Raw genomic sequence first — 23,748 nt, 5'->3', positions numbered from 1 at the left:
TGTATAATAGCCTCAATCCGAATTTGTAGTGGCGATTATGCGCTTTGTTCTGTTTCTTCTGACCGCCGTTCTGATCAGTCTTGCTTGGCTTTCGCCCGATCATAGCTACCCATGGTTGACTTTTGCCAGTGAAATGCTCAGTTTCGCTGCCTTGCTCACCTTACTCACTGTCTTTTTAAAACAACCGCTCCGCTTGCCACGCATTCAGTTGCTGGGCTTGCCGATTGTCTTTATTCCCTTATTACAATGGGGTTTTGGCTTAGTCATCGATCTAAGCGCTGCACTTCTCTCCACCGCATATTTATTGGGTTTTTGGTACGCAGTGCTGTTAGGGTATAACCTCAGCTTAACCCATACAGATCAGCAGCAGACCTTACGCCAATGCTGTTATGTACTCTATGCCGTTGCATTGACCACCAGTCTGATTGCGTGTATGCAATGGCTGAACTTAGAAGCACATGTGCCAGGTGTGATGACGCTTTATAGCCATCGGCCTTATGCAAATTTTGCCCAGCCCAATAATATGTCGACTTTTCTGATTATGGGGCTTTTGGCATGTTTGTATTTGGCAGAAACGCAGGCAATGAAATTGCGTTATCTCTGGCCAGTCGCAGCTTTAATCATTTTCGCCATTACCTTAAGTCAGTCACGTACTGCTTGGGTATTCGGACTATTTTTTCTGGTTTACTGGGCGTATAAATCTTGGCGCTATCCAACCCGTATCAACCGTGGCTGGATCATGCTGTGGGGTGTTGGATTTTTTGCTGTGGGGCTGGCGTTCCCGCGATTGACCCGATGGATCCAGAGTTTAAATCAGACCGATGTAGTCAAGACCTCAAGCATCATGCAGCGCGCCAGCGCTGGGCATGAACGCATCGGCATCTGGGAACAGATGCTGCACGCCATTCAGCAGCAGCCGTGGACAGGGTATGGATGGAATCAGACCAGCCTGGCTGAACTGTCGAGTATGCCATTCAACAAAATTCACGTTTGGTTTAATAGCTCGCACAATGTGGTACTGGATATTCTGGTCTGGAATGGTGTAGTACTCGGTAGTCTCATTTTAGTGTATTTCACACTGTGGATGATTTGGCTGAATTATCATAGCAAGCGTATCGAGTCGATTGTGGCCAGTTTAATGGTGGCAGCCGTGTTGATTCATGCCTTGTTGGAGTATCCACTGCAATACGCTTATTTTTTATTGCCTGTTGGTTTCTTGATGGGATTAATTCAAGCGCAGACACCCGATCAGAAATGGTACGCGTTACCGCGTGGTATCACCCGTGTGGTTTGGCTTGCAGGTTTTATTCTGCTGGCACTGATCTGGCGCGATTACAGCCTATATAAACTCAATAGTGTCAGAATTATCAAAAAGCAGCCGCCCAATGTTGAGATTTGGGGCAGTGCCAAGATCTTGGTTCTCACCGAGTTTGATCAGCGTTTAGACTGGTTAAAATTAAGTCCGGTGGCTCAGTTGAGTTTGCAACAGCTGAATCAAATTGAAAAAATGGTCTACAACAAAGCCACACCTTACAATATGCAAAAGTACGCGCAATTATTGCTGGCAAATGGACAGGTCGATAAGGCCAGAGAGCAGGTCGGCTATTTAAGTCGTTTGCATAAAAAAGACTACACACTCTATGATTTAGAGCAGGCCAATGCATCGGCGCTCAAGCAAGCAAAGTAATGTTTGAGAAATAAAAAAAGGCGATTCTTGGAATCGCCTTTTTTGTGGATATAGCTTAGGCCTGAATCAGTGCAGTAACTTCATCGACATACTGCTGAATCGGTTGCGCTGCCTGATCATGACCACGACTTTCGATATTCAGGCGCAATAGCGGCTCAGTATTCGAGGCACGGACATTCAGACGCCATGTTCCGAAGTCTAGGCTCACACCGTCGGTACGGTCAATCTCGGGATTTTGATCATTGTAGTGATCAAATAGTTTTTGAATGGTGGCTTGGGTATCGGCCACTTTAAAGTTGATTTCACCACTGCATGGAAACTTGGCAATCATGTTTTCAACCAATGTCGATAACGATTGCTGTGTTTCAGACAATAAGGTTAATACCAATAACCAAGGAATCATACCGCTGTCGCAGTAAGCAAAATCACGGAAGTAATGATGCGCGCTCATCTCACCGCCATAAACAGCATTGTGTTCACGCATCACTTGTTTAATAAATGCATGCCCCGATTTAGATTGAACCGTGACGCCGTCATGAGCATCGACAATATCAAGGGTGTTCCAGACCAAACGTGGATCGTGGACAATTTTTTCCCCTGATTGTTTCAACAAGAAGGCTTGTGCAAGCAAGCCAACAATATAGTAGCCTTCGATAAACTGGCCTTTTTCATCGAATAAGAAACAGCGGTCAAAATCGCCATCCCATGCAATCCCCATGTCTGCCTGATGTTCAATCACTGCATTGCGCGTGCTGTCACGGTTTTCAACCAGTAATGGGTTCGGAATACCATTTGGAAAGCTGCCATCAGCTTCATGATGAATCTTGATAAATTCAACTGGCACGTTCAAGCTTTTAAATTCTTGCTCAAGTGCATCGATCACGTGGCCTGCCGCACCGTTACCAGCATTGACCACCAATTTAAGTGGGCGGATTTTGCTGGTATCAATATAAGTCAGTAAGTGCTGAATAAATTCTGGCAAGATGTTGTACGCTTGTGTGGTGCCTTTGACCGCAACATCATGAAATTCATTGCTTTCAGCAAGTGCCTGAATTTCTTTTAAACCAGTATCAGCACTGATAGGGCGCGCATTTTCACGCACTAGCTTCATGCCGTTGTAGTCCATCGGGTTATGACTTGCAGTCACTTCAATACCACCCTGAACATCTAGATGAAAAGCGCCAAAGTAGACCTCTTCAGTACCGGTCATCCCCAAATCAAGTACATTGACACCGGCATCGTTTAAACCGCGAATAGTGGCTTGTTTGAGGTCTTCACTGCTTAAACGGACATCGCATCCGACCACGACAGTTTTAGGTTGATAAATCTGACCATAGGCACGGCCAATTTTGTAAGCAATTTCTTCGTTTAGTTCTGTACCGAGTTTGCCTCGAATATCGTAGGCTTTAAAGCAGGTGAGTGTTGTCATCTTGAATTAGATATTAAAAAAATTATGTGCGCCCATTATACCCAAGCCACATGAAAAGAATATGATCGTTTAAGCCAGATCGGTAAAAGCCTGATACGGTAAATTGCATCAAAATATAACGGCTTGAATTCACAATTTGATGTTTAAGCAATGGTTTTGAAAATTTCATAGCACGATTGACGAAACCATTGATGGCTGGTCTTGTGATGACAACACATATGCCAATGCTGCTTGATGCTATAGGTGGGAAACTCAAGCGGTGCATCGTAAATTTGCAGGTTACCGCGTGCCAGTAAGACCTGACTCAAATAATACGGTACGGTGGCAATCGCATCGGTTTCCTGAACCACCAGCCCTACGCCTAGATAACTGGGTAATCGAATGAGTACGTTTCGTCTTAAGCCTTTGTTTTGAAGCTCATTTTCGATGTGATAATGCCCAGCACCAGCATCAATATCGATGTGCATTTCACGAATATAATCATCAATACTGATGCGGTCACTCTGCAGGCGCGGATGATTTTTACGGGAAATCACCACATAACGCTGTGAAAACAATTTCTGTTGATAAAAACCATCTTCGAGCTGAGGCAGAAAGCCAATGGCCAGATCGATTTCACCGTTTGCCATTTGATAGCTGGTTTCTGAGCTAATCGGACGGACATTGAGCCGGATAAACGGTGCATTTTTATTTAAAAACTGAGTAATTTGTGGCAACAACACCAGATGCGACACATCGGTCATGGCCAAGGTATACAGCAAATCCGACTTGGAAGGATCGAAATTCACACTGAAATTATTAATACTTTCAACTTTGTTGATCACTTCACTAATCAGCGGAAAAATTTGCTTGGACAATTCGGTGGGAATCATTTCATTGCCCACACGTAAAAACAACGGGTCGCCGAAATGCTGGCGAATTTTGATCAAGCCATTGCTGATGGTCGGTTGACTCACACCAATCGCATCGGCTGCCGTCGAAACACTCTTAGATTTATAAACATGATAAAAAATATTGAGTAATCGGCTATCAAGATCAAACATGTTGTGTTGTCCTTAACCATTCAAAATAAAAGAAGGGAAAACCGACGGCTCTTTGCAAAGTATTCATGTGCTCATCATAACATTGAACCCAATCAATCGATTAGGATTTTCAACCAATCTGCGTCTGGAGTTGTCGTGTAGATGGATGCTTGGCCTCATGCCTACATCAGTGTTTCGCGATGACCAAGAAGACAAGCGATGTCCTTTACTTCATATTGGTATGACCAATTTAAATTTAAAATAAGCATTGAGATTCTATTTTAGCTGGTTTAGTATGCAAAAAATAGAAATCCCCTAGCATATTTTTGCTTAAAGCTAAATTGGTATGACCAATTTAAATATATTGACTGGTTTGCAGGAGCATTTTTCCTGAAAACAAAATGATTCTCGGCATTTCAAGGAGATGAAAATGCTGCATGTTTGGCAACAAGCCTATGACCCCCTAAATAATATCTGGCTATCCAGCTTGGTCGCGCTGATTCCGATTATTTTCTTTTTTATCGCACTTGCCGTATTACGTTTAAAAGGCAGTGTTGCGGGGACCATTACGGTGGTGCTGGCGCTTTTAATTGCATTGTTTTTTTACCAAATGCCAGCAGCAATGGCTTTTGGTGCAGTGATTTATGGCTTTTTTTACGGATTATGGCCGATCTCGTGGATTATTCTGGGAGCGGTATTTTTATATAAAGTTTCGGTCAAAACCGGACAGTTCGACATCATTCGTTCCAGTATTTTATCAATTACCGCAGATCAGCGCCTTCAGATGCTGTTGGTCGGATTTGCCTTTGGTACCTTTTTAGAAGGTGCAGCAGGCTTTGGTGCCCCTGTTGCCATTACCGCGGCATTACTGATGGGTTTAGGGTTTAAACCGCTCTATGCCGCAGGCCTGTGTTTGATTGTGAATACCGCACCGGTGGCTTTTGGCGCGATGGGAATTCCAATTATTGTGGCAGGGCAGGTTTCTGGGGTCGATACCATGGAAATCAGCCAGATGGTGGGGCGTCAGCTGCCTTTTCTGGTGATCATTGTACTGTTTTGGATTATGGCCATTATGGATGGATGGCGTGGCGTGAAAGAAACATGGCCTGCGGTTTTGGTGGGCGGTGGAGCATTTGCGATTGCGCAGTATCTGACCTCAAACTTTTTGGGGCCTGAACTACCGGACATTACGGCTGCGATTGCATCCTTAGTCAGTTTGACGGTGTTATTTAAATTCTGGCAACCCAAGCATATTTTTAGATTCGAACAGACCGAAGACACTCAGACTGCCCCCCAATCTGTACAACATTACCGCGTAGGTCAGATTGCCAAGGCGTGGTCACCATTTATGATTCTGACGCTCATGGTCACCCTCTGGAGCATCAAGCCATTTAAAGCATTATTTGCCAAAGGCGGTGCATTGGAACACTGGATTTTTAAGATTGAAGTACCCGGCTTACATCGATGGGTCGAAAAAGTTCCACCGATTGTGCCAGAGCATACTCCCTACGATGCAATTTATAAGTTCGACTGGTTTTCTGCCACCGGAACAGCCATTTTTATTGCCGCAGTGATCACCATCATTTTCTTGAAAATGAATGCAAAGCAGGCTGTGGTGACTTTTGGCGAAACTTTAAATGAGCTAAAAGTACCGATCTATTCAATCGGGATGGTCTTGGCTTTTGCATTTATTGCCAACTATTCTGGACTGTCTGCCACCTTGGCGCTTGCTTTATCGCATACGGGCCATGCGTTTACCTTTTTCTCGCCATTTTTAGGTTGGTTAGGGGTGTTTTTAACGGGTTCGGATACCTCATCGAATGCCTTGTTTTCGGCATTACAAGCCACCACCGCCCAGCAGATCGGTATTCCTGAGGTACTGTTGGTAGCAGCCAACACCAGTGGCGGCGTGACAGGCAAAATGATTTCACCTCAGTCAATTGCGATTGCCTGTGCTGCGGTGGGTTTAGTGGGTAAAGAATCGGATTTGTTCCGTTTTACGGTAAAACATAGCATCATATTTACCATCTTTGTGGGCATCATTGTGACGGTACAGGCGTATATTGTGCCGTGGATGATTCCCTAAACTCACGATATAAGGAAAAAGTATGCGAGTCTCTGACCAGGTGGTACAAAAGTTACAGGCGCTCATTGAGCAACGTAACCTGAAACAAGGCGACCGCTTGCCTGCCGAGCGTGTACTGGCCACCAGTCTGGGAATTTCGCGACCCTCGCTACGCGAAGCCATCCAGCAGCTCAATAGTTTGGGGGTGCTGGCCAGCCGTCGGGGAGATGGCACCTATATCGTACATTTGCCCGAAACATGGCCACAACAGCACATTGTCGAGCCCATTAGTCTACTGCTTGAAGAAGATCCGCAGTATCGATTCGATGTGCAGGAGTCACGGCTCATTTTGGAAGGCGGTACGGCATGGTACGCCGCACAGCGAGCCACCGAACAAGATCGTGCCAAAATTCATCAGTATTTTGATGAAATTGCACAGCATCAGGCGCGTGGCGATTCTGCGGCGGCAGCGGTGGCCGATGCCAATTTTCATCTGGCCATTGCAGAAGCATCGCACAATGCGGTGCTGATTCAAATGATGCGCAGCCTGTTTGACCTGCTGCAATACAACGTCTTTTTGGGCCGAAAAAAAGTTTATAACCATCCTGTAAGCGCCGATTTACTCAGTGATCAGCACTTTCAGGTTATGGATGCCATCGACCGCCAAGATGCGCAAGCTGCGCGTGATGCGGTATGTGGTCATATCGAATTTGTCATCCATCAGGTACGTGCACTGGACGAAGACGACGCTCGCCAGAAACGTGCTACTCGTTTAAATAGGATTGATTCAGCATGATTATTTCATCTTCAAACGATTATCGCGAAGCGGCGCAACGCCGTTTGCCGCCGTTTTTATTTCATTACATCGATGGCGGCGCATATAGTGAATCGACGCTGAAACGAAATGTTGAAGATTTAGCTCACGTGGCACTGCGCCAGCGTGTATTAAAAGATATGTCGGCATTGAGCCTCGAAACCCGATTATTTAACGAAACGCTTTCGATGCCGCTGGCATTGTCTCCAGTCGGGCTAACAGGCATGTATGCCCGTCGTGGCGAGGTACAAGCAGCTGTGGCGGCAGATAAAAAGGGCATTCCTTTTACCCTTTCAACGGTTTCGGTGTGTCCGATTGAAGAGGTGACGCCAGCCATTCAGCGTCCGATGTGGTTTCAGCTTTATGTGCTGCGTGATCGTGGCTTTATGAAAAATGCCTTGGAGCGTGCCAAAGCGGCAGGCTGCTCGACCTTGGTCTTTACCGTCGATATGCCAGTGCCGGGTGCACGTTACCGAGATGCCCATTCAGGTATGAGTGGCCCGAATGCAGCTATACGCCGTTATTTACAGTCGGTCATGCATCCACATTGGGCGTGGGATGTGGGATTGCTGGGTCGTCCGCATGATTTAGGTAATATTTCAAAATATTTAGGAAAACCGACCGGGCTTGAAGATTATATTGGCTGGTTGGGCAATAATTTTGATCCGTCTATTTCATGGAAAGATTTGGAATGGATTCGTGATTTTTGGGATGGCCCGATGGTTATTAAGGGCATTTTAGACCCGGAAGATGCCAAGGATGCGGTTCGATTTGGTGCAGATGGGATCGTGGTGTCTAATCATGGTGGACGCCAGCTCGATGGCGTACTGTCTTCGGCACGCGCCCTACCTGCGATTGCCGATGCAGTCAAAGGCGATTTAACCATTTTGGCCGATTCAGGTATTCGCAATGGTTTGGATATTGTGCGCATGCTGGCCCTTGGCGCAGATAGCGTCATGATCGGACGTGCATTTGTTTATGCACTGGCGGCGCAAGGGGGGCAGGGTGTGTCTAATTTACTCGATTTACTTGAAAAAGAAATGCGAGTGGCCATGACCCTGACCGGTGTCAAGCGCATTGCCGACATTGATTCATCTTGCTTGGTCGAAATGAACAAAGCATTGAGCTTCTAAAAGGATATTCCACATGCCACACAGCACGACATCACTGATTCAGCACTTACAACAGATTGTGGGCAAGTCTTATGTTTTGACTGGTGATCAGCAGACCCGTCAGTATCGACAGGGACGACGATTTGGTGAAGGCAAGGTGTTGGGCGTGGTGTGTCCAGGAAGTTTACTCGAACAATGGCGTGTTTTACAGGCGGTGCTCGATGCAGATTGTATTGTGATCATGCAGGCCGCCAATACTGGCCTGACGGGAGGTTCTACACCATATGGTGAAGATTACGATCGGCCTGTGGTGCTTTTAAGTACCCGACGTTTGCAAGGGATTCAGGTCATTCGTGATGGTGAGCAGGTGGTCTGTCTGCCGGGTGCGACACTAGATCGACTCGAACAGACCCTTAAACCTTTTCAGCGTGAGCCGCACTCGGTTATTGGTTCATCGTGTATTGGAGCCTCGGTGCTGGGCGGTGTATGTAACAATTCGGGAGGGGCTTTGGTTCGTCGCGGACCGGCCTATACCGAGTTGGCGTTATATGCACAAGTCGATGCTTATGGCGAGCTTCAGTTAGTGAATCATCTTGGAATTGCACTTGGCGATACACCTGAAGAGATTCTGACACGGCTTGAAACGCAGCAATATCGCGGTTCAGATATTCAAGACAATGTGGGGCATGCCTCCGATCCGCATTATAGCCACGATGTAACGCAAGTCGATGCCGATAGTCCGGCGCGTTTTAATGCCGATCCATCGCGATTGTTTGAAGCGTCCGGTTCTGCCGGAAAAATCTGCGTCTTTGCGGTACGGCTAGATACCTTCGCCAAAGTCGAGAGTCAGGTGTTTTATATCGGAACCAACGATGCCGATGATCTGACCGCGCTCAGACGTGCGTTGCTGACCACACTACCGAGTCTTCCCATTGCAGGTGAATATATTCATCGTGATGCCTATGATATTGGTGCAAAATACGGCAAGGACACTTTCTTATTTATTGAAAAATTCGGAACGGCCAATGTACCCAAGGCCTTTGCTTTAAAAGATAAAATAGACGGGGTTCTGGAGCGTTTTAAGCTAAAAGGTTGGACTGATCAGTTGTTGCAGGCGGTGACCTATTGTTTGCCCAATCATTTACCTGAACGCATGAATCAGTTTCGAGATCGTTATGAACATCACCTTATTTTAAGAATCGAGCAGCAATCGGTTTCTGCTGTAAAGACATTTTTACACGATTATTTTACTGTACATCCGTCTGGTGCTTTTTTCTTATGTGATGAAGATGAAGGCCGTAAAGCATTTTTGCACCGTTTTGCGATTGCAGGGGCAGCAATTCGCTACCGTGATACACATTTAAATGAAGTCGAGGATATTGTTGCCTTAGATATTGCCTTAAGACGCAATGATCGGGATTGGGTGGAGCAGTTGCCGGCCCATCTTGAATCCAAAATCTTACATAAACTTTATTACGGTCATTTTTTCTGTCATGTTTTTCATCAGGACTATATTGTCAAAAAAGGCGTAGATTCCTTAGCGATGGAGCACGAAATGTGGACCTTACTCGATGCGCGCCGGGCAGAGTATCCTGCCGAGCACAACGTGGGTCATTTATATATCGCCAAGCCAGCGCTGGCACAGTTTTATGAGCATCTAGATCCGACCAATAGTTTTAATGTGGGTATTGGTCATACCTCCAAGCTAAAGTATTGGGGAAAATCAAAAAAAATCTAAATGGGTCTGTCTTATGCAGCTATCACACACTGTGCCCTTACATTTCCATTTTTTTTAAGGTTGCAAAAGCAAAAGAAAAAAATTAAGGTGAATGAGATATAATAAACTAGAGAAAGACCAGGTCATGTTGTTTAGAAAAACTATTTTATTTTCTGCGTTAATGGGATGGGGAGCGCTTAGCTTTGCCCAAGGCATTGTGCTGAACAATGAAGATTTGCGTACGGATTTAAACTGGTTGAATCAGCAAGGTGTGATTCAAATCAGCACATCGACATGGCCTTTAAGTGGTGATGAAATCCAGCGTGCCCTTGCAAATGCCAAGGTGCAAAACAAGAATCAACAGCGCGTACTCAATTCGGTCGTGAATGCGCTAAAAGCCGATCAGACACCGGTTAAACTCGGATTATTTGCCGAAACCGATCAGAAAAATTTACCCCAAGCCTTTGGTGATCAGCAAAAAGCACAATATGTTGCATCATTGGAAGTAAATGCCGGTGGTGAAAACTGGGATGGTAAATTACGCGTAAATGGCGAAAAAGATCAGCAAATCGATAACGGCCGTAAGGTCAATGTCGAAGGCTCGTATTTGGCCGGCAAACTCTGGAACCAGTGGGTGATTGCAGGCCAGATTCCAACATGGTGGGGACCAGGACATGACGGCAGCTTGATTCGAGGCGATGCCAGCCGCCCGGTTTATGGCGTGACAGTGCAACGTGCCGAACAAAAAGCATTTGAAACCAAATGGCTGTCATGGATTGGGCCGTGGCAGTACCAAGTGTTTGGCGGTCAGCTCGACAAATACACCGCTGTACCTGATGCCAAGCTTTTAGGCCTTAGACTGACAGCGCAGCCGTTACCTTATTTAGAATTAGGTGCAACCCGAACATTACAATGGGGCGGTAAAGGGCGCTCAGAGAGTTGGGACTCCCTATGGAATGCGATTAAAGGTAACGATAACGTCTATGATGCCAGTGAAGATCGTTCGAACCAGTTGGCGGGTGTAGATTTTCGTTTGAACTTACAACCTTTGGTTAATGTACCAATGAGTGTATACGGTCAGGCTATCGGTGAAGACGAAGCTGGTCTTTTACCTTCAAGAAAACTATATTTAGCGGGTGCAGAGTATTCCTCTAGCCTACGTAATATGCCGTACCAATTGTATGCCGAATGGGCAGATACCCGTACCAATGGTGATGTACAAGGTTATACCTATAACCATTACGTCTATACTGACGGTTTTTATCAGCATGGTTATCCGCTAGGTCATGCCATCGGTGGTGATGGTCAGATGTACTCGGTGGGCGGCGATATTCGTGTAGATGTCATGAACCGAATTAGCGGGCGCGTCTTACTGGCAAAAGTCAATCAATCTAATCTCGCAATTAACCGTGCTTTCCCTGAAAAAGACGAAGTCAAAGCACTCGACTTAACGTGGACGCATTACATTAAGCCAGATTTGCCATTGAAGATTAATGGCTGGGTAAGTGATTCAGATGTACACGGCAACGATGCGGGTGCATCGATTGGGGTCGAAATTCCGCTCGATCTAAAACAGTTCCGTTTCTAAAATTAAAACGTATTGAGCACCTCTCCAAATGGAGGGGTGTTTTTTTACTCAAACATTTATACAAAATAATAGTGAAATTAAAGTGCAGTGAAACATGCTGCGGCACCAAACAAAATACCAGGTGCATTGGCTGCCGCAAGCGGATAGTCTTTGCGTTTGAGTCCATAAATGACCCACAATAAACAGTTGATTGCTGCAACAAAAGGTTGAATCGGATTTCCTTTGTGTCCAGCCAGATTATTCATGATTTGTGGAATATACGAAACGTACATACAAATGGCCGTAAAGGTTGCCACCCAACCTAAAATCTGAATAAATTTTTGTTGATCTTGAAGCATTATTGTCCATACAGTAATGAGTTATGAATTTACTATATAAGTATTTTTATATGAAAAACAATTCAATGCTGTAACAACGACGGTATAAATAGACGTCCGCTGTGCTGTATACACAACACAGCGGCGATTCAGATTAAGCTTGTGCAGTTTCTTTGGCCAGAACTTCTGCCATTGCTTTGGCCACGATGTATACGTTGCTCATGTTGAGGCCTGCAACACAGATACGACCACTACGCACGAGGTAAATCGCATAGTCTTCACGTAATTGATCGACCTGCTCACCGGTTAAACCGGTATAGCTAAACATGCCTTTTTGCTCAAGCAGGTAGTTAAAGTCACGCTCAGGAAGTGCTTTTGTAAGCTCATCACGCAAGATTTGACGCATTTTAAGAATACGCTCGCGCATATCTTTTACTTCGTTTTGCCATTGTTGGTTCAACGCTGCATCATTTAGCACCTGATCGACCAACCATGCACCCGTCGTTGGTGGGTTTGAGTAGATACGGCGTACAGTGGCTTTTAACTGACCAAACGTACATTGCGCACTTTCTGCATCGTCACATACAAATGTCAAACCACCAACACGCTCGCCATACAACGAGAAGATTTTAGAGAATGAATTGCTGACGATAAAATTCATTCCCGATTGATCAAGCGCACGAATGGCATACGCATCTTGCTCCATACCTTCGCCAAAACCTTGGTAGGCAATGTCTAGGAAAGGAATCAGATTGCCTGATTTTAACACCTCAATCACTTGGTCCCACTGTGCTGGCGTCAGATCTGCACCGGTTGGGTTATGGCAGCATGGGTGTAAAAGCACAATACTTTGCGCCGGAAGCTGTTTGAGGGTAGAGAGCATGCCATCGAAGTCAACACCACGTGTTTCAGCATCAAAATATGGATAGTAATGCGTTTTAAGGCCGGCACCATTAAAGATTGCCACGTGGTTGTCCCAAGTTGGCTGGCTGACCCATACTTCAGAATTCGGGAAATAGTTTTTAAGAAAATCTGCACCCACTTTCAATGCGCCTGAACCACCGAGCGTTTGAATGGTCACGGCACGTCCGCTTTGTACCGCTGGGCTGTTATTTCCAAAAAGTAGGGCTTGAATTGCATCACGGTAAGGCTTGAACCCTTCCATAGGCAAATACAGTTTGGTTTTATTTTGCTTTGGTTCGATACGCTTTTGTGCTTCCATGATGGTATCAAGTTGCGGCACAATGCTATCTTCGTTGTAATAAAGCCCGATACTTAAATTTACTTTACCTTCACGCGTGTCGGCATTGAATTGTTCCATAAGCGATAAAATTGGATCGCCTGCATACGGTGGGATATGTTGAAACATTAAAAAGTCCTTTCATTCCACAGTTAAGCTCAAACTGTGTGTTATTGGAGTGTGACAGTCTTAAGCGGGATCTCCGCTTAAACTGAACTAATGTATCAGTAAGCGCCAAGTAGCACCATGCTGAAATACGACCGCCTTAAAAATTATTTTTACAAAACCTTTCGACTTTTTCTAAATACACTATTGAGTTTATTTAAATGAATTTTCAGACTCAAATGTCAATGCGGCACTGCGCATGGCATCGTTTCGTTGCTGAATCCAATACGCCAGACTTAAGCAAATGAGCCATGCTGGAATCAGCCAGACGGCAAGACGCATGTCGGGCGTGAGGCTCATGATCACCAAAATGCCAAGCATAAAAGCCATACATAAATAATTGGTCACAGGGTAGAACAAACTTGGAAAATGCGATGTCACATGGGTACGTTTAAGCTGCTGACGAAATTTTAAATGGGTAAAGGAAATCACCACCCAGTTAATCACAATTGCCGCCACGACCAGCATCATCAAAAATGCAAAGGCTTTTTCTGGGAACAGATAATTGAGCAATACACAGAGTGCAGTGACAAAGGCAGAGAGTAGGACTGCATAAACTGGAATGCCGCGAGAATTAATTTTTTTCAAAAATTGAGGGGCATTGCCTTGTTCGGCCAAACCCAGCAACATGCGGCTACTACAGTAGCTGGTACCGTTATAAACCGATACGGCCGCAGTCAAGATAATAAAGTTGAGGGCTGTCGCGACACCTTGACTATTGAGTGAGGCAAATACCATTACAAATGGACTGCCACCTTGTGCCATTTGATTCCATGGGAACAGTGCCAGTAACACGCACAACGTAGCAATATAAAAAATGAGAATCCGGTAAATAATCTGATTGACGGCTTTAGGGAGTGTTTTTTTCGGGTCACGTGCCTCGGCTGCGGTAATACCAAACAGTTCGATTCCACCGAAGGCAAATACAATCGCGGCCATGGCCATCAGTAGGCCGGTTACGCCATGTGGAAAGAAGCCACCCAGTGCCCAGAGATTGCTGATCTGTGCCTGAGGTCCTGCGCTTCCAGTGGCCAGCAAGTAAGAACCAAAGGCAATCATGGCCAAAATGGCGGCAATTTTGATGATTGAAAACCAAAATTCCATTTCACCAAACAGTTTCACGTGGAGCAGGTTAATCACGTTAATCAGGATGAAAAAGCCCAGTGCTGAAACCCATGTTGGAATGTCGGGCCACCAATACTGTACATACAGGCCAACCGCGCTCAGCTCGGCCATACAGACCAGCACGTTCAACACCCAATAATTCCAACCCGAAATAAACCCGGCAAAGCGTCCCCAGTATTTATTGGCAAAATAACTAAACGAGCCACTGACCGGCTCATGCACTACCATTTCACCAAGCTGACGCATCATAAAAAAGGCAATCAGGCCCGCGATGGCATAACCCAAAATAACCGAAGGCCCTGCCAGTTTGATCGATTGTGAAATACCGAGGAATAGTCCCGTACCAATCGCACCGCCCAGCGCAATTAATTGAATATGGCGATTGGATAAACCGGGTTTGAGGCGACCTTGCTCTTGCTGTGACATATGCTTATTCTCATCCATGTCGTGTAATTTTTTTAAGACAAATTACGTATATCATAAATTTAAACCAAAAAAAATCAAAATCTGTCGATAACTAACCGATTTTCAAAGGTGCTATAGCGGCATACTGTGCCGTAAAATCTGCTGAAATCGGGGCAAAGTCGTGGCATAAATGAAAAAAGAGCATTTCAGTTTTGACCAATGTCAGGCATGATGTCAGCACGTTTATGCAGTCTTGTAAAAATATCGGAACGCTGCATATGCTTGAGAATTTCATCTTAAAAGAGTGCATCAATGGTTGAAGAAAGATTATCGGGTGGGGTTCAATCGCTTGAAGTGGGTTTGAGTGTGTTGAATGCATTGGTCGACCATCAGCATCCCATTATTTTAAAAGACTTATCGCACAAATTAGACATGCATCCTGCAAAAGTGCACCGTTATCTGGTGAGCCTGATTCGTATGGATTATGCCAAGCAGCTTGATGATGGCCAGTATGCACTGGGCGATCAGGCTTGGCGATTGGGGCTGAATTGTATTCAACATACCGACGCGCTGCAACTTGTTCAGTCGATGATTTATGATGTGCAGGCCAAAATTGGCTGTAGCATTCAAATTAGTAAATGGTCACCACGTGGACCGCTGGTGGTACAAGCCATGGAGTCGAATCACCCCATTGCCATTGTGACTAAAGTTGGCTCGATTATGCCATTGGTTAATTCGGCATCGGGCCGAGTCTTTGCCTCATTTATGCCCGAACATGTGGTGCGTCCACTTATGGAACTGGAATGGCAAGCCGCGGAACAGTCGAGCTATCCGCTTAAACCACAAAATTGGGATGAATTTTTAGCCCTCAAAACCTCGATTCTTGAGCAACACATGGCACTGGCACAAGGCGATTTGCTGGTGGGGATTAATGCTGTGGGGCTGCCTGTCTTTAATGCACAGGGTGTGTTGGAGTTTTGTATTGTGGCCATCGACACTGAAATGTTCTTGCCACTAGATGCACAAAGCGAAAAGTTGGCTGAGCTGAAAAGCGCAGTGGCGGCGATCAATCGTTTTTTGCAAAACCGCTAAACACAAAAAATAAATCCACTGCGCTTCATTCAAAGTGCAGTGGAGTATCAGGTGATTTCGGGTGTTAAATGCTTATACTTGAAGTACACCACGACGAATCTGATCACGCTCAATCGATTCAAACAACGCCTTAAAATTACCCTCGCCAAAACCGTCATCTGCTTTACGCTGAATAAATTCAAAGAAAACCGGCCCAATCATATTTTCAGAAAAAATCTGAAGCAGTAGTTTTTTCTCGCCATTTTGCGTGCTGCCATCGAGTAGAATACCGCGTTTTTGTAGCTCTTCAGTCGGTTCGCCATGGGCGGGCAAGCGCTCTGGTAGCATTTCGTAGTAGGTGGCAGGCGGTGGAGTCATAAAGTTCAGCCCGAGTGCCTTGAGTTTATCCCACGTGGCCAGCAAATCATCTGTAATAAAGGCAATATGCTGAATCCCTTCGCCGTTAAAGTCGGCCAAGAATTCTGCAATTTGACCGTTGCCTTTGTCTGAATCTTCATTAAGTGGAATGCGGATTTTACCGTCTGGCGCGGTCAGGGCTTTAGAGGTCAGGCCTGTATATTCGCCTTTGATATCGAAATAACGGATTTCTTGGAAGTTGAAAATCTTTTCATAAAAAGAAGCCCAGTAGTCCATGCGGCCTTTATAGACATTGTGCGTCAGATGATCGATTTCTTTTAAACCCGTGCCGACAGGATTTGCCTCGATACCATCGATAAATTCAAAATCATTTTCATAAATGTCACGATCGACCAAAAAGATCGGCATACCACCAATGCCTTTAATGGCTGGAATATTTAATTCCATCGGGCCGATTTTGCTGTACATGGGCTCGGCACCCAGTTCGAGTGCTTTATTAAATGCTTTGGCGGCATCACGGGTACGAAAGCCCATTGCGCAAGCCGATGGACCATGTTCATTAAAGAAATAAGATGCGTAAGATTCAGGTTGATAATTCAAAATAATATTGATATTGCCCTGACGCCAAAGGAATGCTTTCTTTGATTTATGACGTGCAACTTGGGTAAACCCCATGGTTTTAAAAATCAGATCAAGTTCGTTTTCTTTGGAAACAAACTCTATAAATGCAAACCCGCATAGCTCCAAAGGGTTGTCTAAAATATCCATCTTATTCCGTCCTCATTATCGATTTTTACCGAATCCACTCATTGGATCGCTTTAGATTTTTAAACATAGAATGCTACAGAGCCTATAAAGGGCTAAGGAATAGGCATCACCAATACAACCAACCAATTTAAAATTGTATCGGGGTAGCACCCTAGGTTTAAAAGACGATTGCGCTCAAAGGAAATTATTGAAACTCAAAATCGCCATCCTGCTTCATTTTTTTAACGACGTATCGTCCAACTGATACTGCGTTATATGAATGAGCATACTAAACTGAATTTAATTATGCAATACATAATTAAATTATGAATTTTGTAATAATGATGGCTGTATTTATACTTTTGCACCAAAAAGACGCATATTAACTGGAGTCAATCAAAAAAACCACACGACTGGGTGTGGTTTTTCATGAAATATCTGATTAATAATTTTTTAGATATGAGGTGCTAAAAGGGAGTAAAACGAATACCAATTGAAACGTAGTTATAGCTTTTGTCCATAGCAGCCGCGGTAATTGGGTTATAAAGCGAAGGAATTTCACCAGTAAAGCTATGTAAGAAAAACTGATTCTGCAAGTAGACATTCCATTCGGGAGTAAGGGCATAGCTAAGCTCTAAAGCAATTGTATGATTTGATGTTCGCTCTCGTTGCTCAATAAAACTTTCTTTGGGAATATCGCGCATAAAATATTGAAAATTATAACCAATTAAAGATTTAAAATTTTCATACTGCCATTGCCAGTTTGCGCCTAGCCCTAGAATAACAGCATCATAGTTTAATTGATTTTGAATATCGACTCCGTATTGTCTCGCATCTGCAGAGAGGGTCATATTATTCACGGTTGTATTGTTAAGGGTACACGGTGATTTAAGTTGCCCAGTAAGCTGGTTGTTTTTGTCGATATGAATATCAAAATTACAGTTTTTATTACTAAATATGCCAGAAATTGCCTCTGTTTTGACTTTGCTATAAGCTGCATTAGCAAACAAGTTAAAAGTATTGTTTTGATTAAACTTTTTACTATAAATAGCATCGAGTTGAAGTTGTAAATCTTGCGGTTTTTTAATGGATGCTTCACTTAGTGTATAGTTTTTATATTTTGTTTTTGAGCTTTTATCGAACTGATCTGCGTAATTGCCCCAAAAAGATACACCAAAAGCAAGCGTATCATTGGTTGAAGGGGTAAAGTCCGGTACGTAATTTAGTCCAAGTTTCCAGCTCTGAAAATCATTGTCACTTGCACCATACTGAATGGTTCTATTCCAGTAGTTCAGATCGGTATACCAATTTGGATTTAAAATATATCGTGATCCTAGGGTAAAACCAGTGTAATCCCGTTGGTTATCGTTTTTCGCTTTAGAATTCGCTTTAAAGTAGTCAAAACTGGTGTTTACAATCAGATTACGATCAGGCTGAAAGTCGGGGATGGTATTAAATGCATCCATGGGAGCAGCATATGCCGTGCAAGAGCTAAGCGTAAATAAGTAACCAAAAACTTGTTTCTTCATACAATGATGTGCCCATTATTTTCGTTATACAAAAACCTCAGCCCGTTCACAGGGTCGGACTGAGGTTGATGCTTAAAAAGATGTGACTCTTTTTAAAATTTACTGAACATTTACAACAGCTTTAAAACCGGTTCCGACAAAGGTATTTGATCCAGAGCTAATGGTGTAGCCTGTAGCCGCTTTAGCAGTTGTGCCTGAACCTGTACCTACGCGTACAGCATTTGTAGATGCAGAAGATGCCAATGCAATGGTAAAGGTCACTTTATCGCCTGCACGTGGTAAGTAATCGTCTTTCTTAAACGATGGATTTACCGCAACCAGACGATCGAGTAATTCAGACAGTGATAAAGTCACCGTACCATTCGAGACGGCATAACTGTTTTCCTTCTGGTTGGTGTAGTCGCTGGTTGGAATAGCAGTGGAACCGCCAGTAATGCTGTAGCTGTATTTCACATTTGCAGGCAATTTAAATGCAGTAATCGCGCCCGAACCATCGAAGCTAAAGCTAACTTTATCGAAAATAACACTAATGGTTTTTGGTGCTTGAGCAGTGGAAGAGCTAATTACATAGTTCAAACCGAGTTTAGCTTCCGGTGCAGAAGCAAAAGCAGTTCCAAATTGTGCAAGGTTAAGGCTGAATTTATCAATTGTTCCTGATGCAGTTAGTTCAGAACCAGCATTTACAGAAGCCAAAACTTTTGAAATGTCGTACGCTGTACCACCATTAAACCCAACGTTGAGTACACCTAGATAGTTTGAATACTGAGTGGCGCTTGCTAAATCATCAGCCTTATCGCTGCTAATCTTTTTGTCATCTGGCAATTTAGTGTTTACTAAAGCAATTGCATTTGAAACGGTGTTTGTATCTTGGCTTGCAATAGCAGCCCCTAATGTTGAAAGTGCAGACGCTGCATCTGGTGCTTTAATTGCATCTGTTCCCACAATCGCAAAAATTTGATTTGCAGATTGTGAGCTTGATGCTTGAGAAATGGCTGCGGTACCACCAGAAGCAGCCAGTGTTTCGAGTTTAATCGAGCCATCAGCTTCTGCTGTTGCATTGGCGATAGCCTGATTGGCAGTATTTACGCTTGCGGTTACATGAGCTGCCATGAGTGCTGCTGTATTGGCTGCGATATTGTCCAGATTATTTTGAATCTCTACAGGCAAGCTACTTTTAGACTGTGAAATGGCATTTTGAATAATGGATTGGACGGGGAGGCTAGTCGCAGTTTTGAGATCAAGCGTGGTGGTATTTGCTAAATTAGCCTTTAGTGCAGCTTTTACACTGGCTTCTGCTTGTTCGGCTGTAAGTGAGCCGCCCACACTACCAGAAAGTTCGAGTAATACTTTTTTAGTTTGTACAATTAACTGCTGAGTGGTAATGGCAGCCTGAAGCAATTCTTTGTCTGCCATTGGGTCTTTAGTTGCCAGATCTTTACCAGAAAGACCGAGTTTTGTAGCAAAGCTTGCTAGATTAGTTTCGCCCGAAATCGCATAAAGCGTCGATAAAGGTGTTACAACTATACCGCTTGCACTACTCATTCCTTTTGGTGCCTGCAATGTTTCCTCAAAAGGTAGGCCTGTACCAATATCCGTACCCCCTTTAATGGTAATCGCACTGTCTGTACAGCCTGTTGGGAAAGTAAATGCACCTTTAGCATTTGTAGTAGTAGTTTGATTGTTGCAATCTAGAAAAGTAACGGTTGCACCAGATACATAAAAATCGACCGCCGTACCTGAACGTGTAACTGGCGTAGTTGTTGAACCACCATCGCTGCTACCACCACCACATGCGGCAAGAGCCGACCCCAAAATTGCGATTGTAAGCGCTTGATATTTTAAAGACATGCATCATCCTCTTAGATTGTTCATTTAAGTATTTGAATCGTACTTGTTTCAGTTTTTTATTGATTAAAGTTATATTAATCAAAGGTTTGGTTAAAATTTATAAACTTTAATGTTGTTAGGATCTTAACGTTGTTGTTGGTAATAAAATATGCCGAAAAATAGAAATAGTCTAGTTTTTGTTTACTATTTAGAAAGTATAATCTGATTATTAAGATTGATTAAAATTAAATCATATACCTGTTTTGATGCTTATCAATCGATGATGTACATCTCACAACATTTAGCAGATGTAAAATTAAGATGTTATGTAAATTCTAGTAACGACACTGTCCACAGTTTTTTTAGAAAAAATAAAAAGATAAGACAAAATATTCAGAAAATAGAGGAGCAAGAATTTTTAAAAATACAAAAAACCTTTTCAGGTTTTAATTTTTATTTATGTGATTAACTTAATAATGAAATTTAAGTTTAGTGTTATATTTGATTTAATTTTAATCAGAATGTGATTTTAGTCATACTTAAAAAATATTAAGCAAAATAGATCTAAATAAGTTATCGAAACGGTAAAATCAAGAAAATATTATATTTTTTTTGCATTAATATAGTGCAAAACTAAAATTCAGATCAAAAATGAAAACTGAGTGAAAGTTCACACAATCCTTTAAAATGGATGAAACCGTATAAAAAAAGATGAAAAGTTTGTTGTCTGACAATATCTATTGTTTTAAGAAATTATTTTAAATAAATTGAAATCAATATTTTAAAAATTCCGATAAAAACAAGACATGATTTATGCAAAATAGCTATTAACCCAATCTAAAATAGTTTAGTATTTGTTTGCTTTTAGTTAACAAGCATTGTGATGTTTTACTGAACTAAAAGCAGAGGGAGAATACGGCAACCATGAACGATATTGAGCAAATCAAAACATTACCGAAACTTAAACCACGAAACGGTTTAAGCGTAATGTATGCGTCCGTTCGTGCATTATTTTTACGTGAGTTGCAAACGCGGTTTGGTCAATATCGATTGGGCTATTTCTGGATCCTGCTAGAACCGGCCTTACATATCGGGTTATTACTTTTAATTTTTGGCACAATCAGAAGTAAAATGGTGCCAGGAATTGATTATGAAGTTTTTCTGGTCAATGGTATTTTGCCATTTTTTATGTTTCGCACCACCCTATCTAAGGCATTAGGAGCGATAGCATCAAATAAAGGATTATTTAGCTATAAGCCAGTAAAGCCTGTTGATACCTTAGTGGCGCGCAGTTTTCTTGAGTTGTTCCTTCACTTCACAGCATTCGTTTTTTTCTCTGCAATATTGCTATGGTGCGGATATACCATGAGCTTTGAAGCCATTCCACAGCTTATAGGTTTATGGATATTACTGTATTTACTCAGTTTTTCTATGGGCTTGGTGTTCATGGTGCTTGGCGACATTTCTCCAGAAATTAATAAATTTATTACCATTTTATTTTTTCTTTTATATTTGATGTCTGGAATTATTTACACCATTCATTTAATACCTGCTCAATATCAAATATATCTACTTTGGAATCCAATCGTACATGTGGTGGAGTTAATGCGCCATGCGGTTTCGCCAAGCTATCCTTTAGTCGATGGTATTTCATTAAGTTATATCTTTACTTGGTTCATTGTTAGCCTGTTATTTGGCCTCTTACTTTATAAGCGCTTTGAGCAGCGTATGGTGAGGTCGAAGTGATTGAAATTAAGAATTTAACAAAATCATACGTGACTCCTAAAGGTAGGCACTATGTATTTAAAAATTTAAATGCAATTTTGCCTGAAAATAAAAGCATTGCCATTTTGGGTAAAAATGGGGCAGGTAAAAGTACTTTACTTAGAGTGATTGGGGGAATTGACTTTGCCGATAGCGGCAAAGTGGTCACGCAGAAAACTATTTCATGGCCTGTGGCACTTTCTGGTGGGTTTCAGGGCAGTTTAACGGCAAGACAAAACGTTCGCTTTGTGGCGCGGTTGTATTTAAGCCTTGAACATGAAGTAGAGCAAGTGATTGAGTTTGTCGAGTCTTTTGCCGACATCGGTAAATATTTTGATATGCCCGTTAAAAGCTACTCGTCGGGGATGCGAGGACGCGTCGGTTTTGGTTTAAGTATGGCCTTTAATTTCGATTATTACTTGCTCGATGAAGCTGGAGCAGTAGGCGATGCAAATTTTCGTAAAAAAAGTCAGAAGTATTTAGATGAGTTAAAACAGAAATCAAACATCATCATGGTCTCTCACGATTTGAATGACCTGACACGTAACTGTGATGTGGCCTTTTTAATGCGACATGGCCAAGTTGAATTTTTTGAAGATGTTGCCGAGGCAATTGGGGTATATAAAGACTATGCGATCCATAACAAATAAAGGTCTCATAAAAACCTATACGGGTCTGGTGATTGTACCAATCTTATTGATTGCGGCTTACTTGTGCTTCTTTGCAAAAGAACGCTATTTAGCGCAATCGACTATTTTGGTTAAGCAAGTGGGTGATGTTTCTGCAACAGATTCGGTGAATGGTTTATCTGCATTATTTGGTGTGAGTAATACCAGTAGTGAAGATGCGCATATTTTATCTTCTTATATTACCTCCAGAAACATGGTGGAATCGCTCGATAAAAAACTCAACTTGCGAAAAGCATTTGCGGTACAAGGCGACCCGGTGTTTAGTCTAAACTCAAATGCCTCGATTGAAGATTTGGTGGAGTACTTTAATAAACGTATTAAGATCGATCTAGACGAAAAAACCATGATGATGAATATTTCATCGCAGGGTTTTACGCCAGATTTCGCGCTACTACTCAATAAAGAAATTCTGAAAAATAGCGAGCAGTTTATCAATATGCTGTCGCAAGATGTCGCGAAAGAACAATTAAGCTTCGCAGAAAACCAGCTAAACGATTCAAAAAAACAGCTTCAGATTGCACGTGATACCTTGCTGGACTACCAAAACCGCAATCAAATTTTTGACCCGCAAGCACAGGCACAAGCGGTCGCTACGCTTGTCGCAGGGCTAGAAAGTAATTTGGCGCAGTTACGAACAGAAGAGCGAACATTGCTGAGTTACTTAAACCCTGAAGCACCTCAAGTGGTTGCAATACGCAGTCAAATCAGTGCCTTGCAACAACAAATCAGTAGTGAAAAATCTAAATTGACCTCACCAAGTACAGCCAAGCTCAACCGAAGTGTGGCCGATTTTGAAGCCTTAAAAGCAAAAGTTGAGTTTTCAAGTGATCTTTACAAACTATCACTCGCGTCACTAGAAAAAGCACGACTTGAAGCTTCTCGAAAGCTCAAAAAACTGGTGGTGGTACAAACACCAGAGCGCGCGCAAGATGCGATGTATCCACGTACAGGTTATTTAATCGCGACCTATTTTATTGTGCTGAATATTTTATTTGGTGTGGTGGTGCTTGTTCGTTCAATTATCCGTGAACATAAGGAGTAAAAAAGTGAAACTGAA

At 43.0% G+C, this 23,748-nt stretch carries 18 protein-coding genes; 10 read left to right on the top strand and 8 right to left on the bottom strand.

Annotated elements, in window-relative coordinates:
* The first annotated feature begins 37 nt into the window (after nt 1-37).
* Entirely contained in the window at nt 38-1,687 is a 1,650-nt protein-coding gene (locus KCV09_RS11550) for a PglL family O-oligosaccharyltransferase (protein WP_212515183.1), read from the top strand.
* Between the two features lie 55 nt (nt 1,688-1,742).
* Here KCV09_RS11550 and KCV09_RS11545 read toward each other — a convergent pair whose 3' ends face one another.
* Nucleotides 1,743-3,116 carry a phosphohexomutase domain-containing protein gene (locus tag KCV09_RS11545; RefSeq protein ID WP_119689723.1) on the bottom strand — a complete coding sequence of 458 codons (1,374 nt, stop codon included), beginning with the start codon at nt 3,114-3,116 and terminating at the stop codon, nt 1,743-1,745.
* A gap of 143 nt (nt 3,117-3,259) precedes the next feature.
* Nucleotides 3,260-4,159, bottom strand: coding sequence for a LysR family transcriptional regulator (locus KCV09_RS11540; RefSeq protein ID WP_004941710.1), 900 nt, complete (start codon nt 4,157-4,159; stop codon nt 3,260-3,262).
* 403 nt (nt 4,160-4,562) lie between these two features.
* Between KCV09_RS11540 and lldP the strand changes: the two genes are divergently transcribed.
* From lldP to KCV09_RS11515, 5 genes are all read left to right on the top strand, one after another.
* A complete protein-coding gene (lldP, locus tag KCV09_RS11535; protein WP_171076855.1) occupies nt 4,563-6,224 on the top strand; it encodes an L-lactate permease in 1,662 nt (553 codons plus the stop codon).
* Nucleotides 6,225-6,264: 40 nt separating this feature from the next.
* Nucleotides 6,265-6,999, top strand: a complete 735-nt coding sequence (lldR, locus tag KCV09_RS11530) for a transcriptional regulator LldR (RefSeq protein WP_233747101.1) — start codon at nt 6,265-6,267, stop codon at nt 6,997-6,999.
* Nucleotides 6,996-8,150 (top strand): FMN-dependent L-lactate dehydrogenase LldD, encoded by a 1,155-nt coding sequence (lldD, locus tag KCV09_RS11525; RefSeq protein ID WP_212515182.1) that lies wholly within the window; start codon nt 6,996-6,998, stop codon nt 8,148-8,150. Before lldR ends, lldD begins: the two co-directional genes overlap by 4 nt.
* A gap of 13 nt (nt 8,151-8,163) precedes the next feature.
* A complete protein-coding gene (gene dld, locus KCV09_RS11520) occupies nt 8,164-9,867 on the top strand; it encodes a D-lactate dehydrogenase (RefSeq protein WP_212515181.1) in 1,704 nt (567 codons plus the stop codon).
* Nucleotides 9,868-9,991: 124 nt separating this feature from the next.
* Nucleotides 9,992-11,434, top strand: a complete 1,443-nt coding sequence (locus tag KCV09_RS11515) for a capsule assembly Wzi family protein (protein ID WP_119026367.1) — start codon at nt 9,992-9,994, stop codon at nt 11,432-11,434.
* Nucleotides 11,435-11,511: 77 nt separating this feature from the next.
* On the opposite strand, the gene KCV09_RS11510 is transcribed toward KCV09_RS11515, so the two are convergent.
* From KCV09_RS11510 to KCV09_RS11500, 3 genes are all read right to left on the bottom strand, one after another.
* Complete coding sequence (locus KCV09_RS11510; protein ID WP_004941693.1) at nt 11,512-11,772, bottom strand: SemiSWEET family transporter; 261 nt, start codon at nt 11,770-11,772, stop codon at nt 11,512-11,514.
* Nucleotides 11,773-11,905: 133 nt separating this feature from the next.
* Entirely contained in the window at nt 11,906-13,120 is a 1,215-nt protein-coding gene (locus KCV09_RS11505; RefSeq protein WP_151795262.1) for an amino acid aminotransferase, read from the bottom strand.
* A gap of 189 nt (nt 13,121-13,309) precedes the next feature.
* A complete protein-coding gene (locus KCV09_RS11500; protein ID WP_212515180.1) occupies nt 13,310-14,707 on the bottom strand; it encodes an amino acid permease in 1,398 nt (465 codons plus the stop codon).
* A gap of 291 nt (nt 14,708-14,998) precedes the next feature.
* Here KCV09_RS11500 and KCV09_RS11495 point away from each other — a divergent pair, with 291 nt between their 5' ends.
* Nucleotides 14,999-15,778, top strand: a complete 780-nt coding sequence (locus KCV09_RS11495) for an IclR family transcriptional regulator (protein ID WP_149931089.1) — start codon at nt 14,999-15,001, stop codon at nt 15,776-15,778.
* 72 nt (nt 15,779-15,850) lie between these two features.
* On the opposite strand, the gene hppD is transcribed toward KCV09_RS11495, so the two are convergent.
* The 3 genes from hppD to KCV09_RS11480 form a co-directional block, all read right to left on the bottom strand.
* Nucleotides 15,851-16,903: a 4-hydroxyphenylpyruvate dioxygenase gene (gene hppD / locus KCV09_RS11490; RefSeq protein ID WP_004941680.1), complete on the bottom strand. Its 1,053-nt coding sequence runs from the start codon at nt 16,901-16,903 to the stop codon at nt 15,851-15,853.
* Nucleotides 16,904-17,349: 446 nt separating this feature from the next.
* Nucleotides 17,350-18,411 (bottom strand): hypothetical protein, encoded by a 1,062-nt coding sequence (locus KCV09_RS11485; protein WP_212515179.1) that lies wholly within the window; start codon nt 18,409-18,411, stop codon nt 17,350-17,352.
* Nucleotides 18,412-18,510: 99 nt separating this feature from the next.
* A complete protein-coding gene (locus KCV09_RS11480; protein WP_212515178.1) occupies nt 18,511-20,259 on the bottom strand; it encodes a hypothetical protein in 1,749 nt (582 codons plus the stop codon).
* A gap of 903 nt (nt 20,260-21,162) precedes the next feature.
* Between KCV09_RS11480 and KCV09_RS11475 the strand changes: the two genes are divergently transcribed.
* From KCV09_RS11475 to KCV09_RS11465, 3 genes are read left to right on the top strand one after another with little or no spacing between them, the layout of a single operon-like run.
* Complete coding sequence (locus KCV09_RS11475) at nt 21,163-21,984, top strand: ABC transporter permease (protein WP_212515177.1); 822 nt, start codon at nt 21,163-21,165, stop codon at nt 21,982-21,984.
* Nucleotides 21,981-22,652: an ABC transporter ATP-binding protein gene (locus KCV09_RS11470; protein WP_212515176.1), complete on the top strand. Its 672-nt coding sequence runs from the start codon at nt 21,981-21,983 to the stop codon at nt 22,650-22,652. Before KCV09_RS11475 ends, KCV09_RS11470 begins: the two co-directional genes overlap by 4 nt.
* Nucleotides 22,633-23,733 carry a capsule biosynthesis protein gene (locus tag KCV09_RS11465; RefSeq protein WP_212515175.1) on the top strand — a complete coding sequence of 367 codons (1,101 nt, stop codon included), beginning with the start codon at nt 22,633-22,635 and terminating at the stop codon, nt 23,731-23,733. The genes KCV09_RS11470 and KCV09_RS11465 overlap by 20 nt, the downstream gene beginning before the upstream one ends.
* Nucleotides 23,734-23,748 lie beyond the last annotated feature (15 nt).

Origin of the sequence: Acinetobacter soli, assembly GCF_018139125.1 — a bacterium.
Taxonomy (GTDB): Bacteria; Pseudomonadota; Gammaproteobacteria; order Pseudomonadales; family Moraxellaceae; genus Acinetobacter; species Acinetobacter soli.
This window is presented reverse-complemented; position numbering and strand designations above follow the sequence as displayed.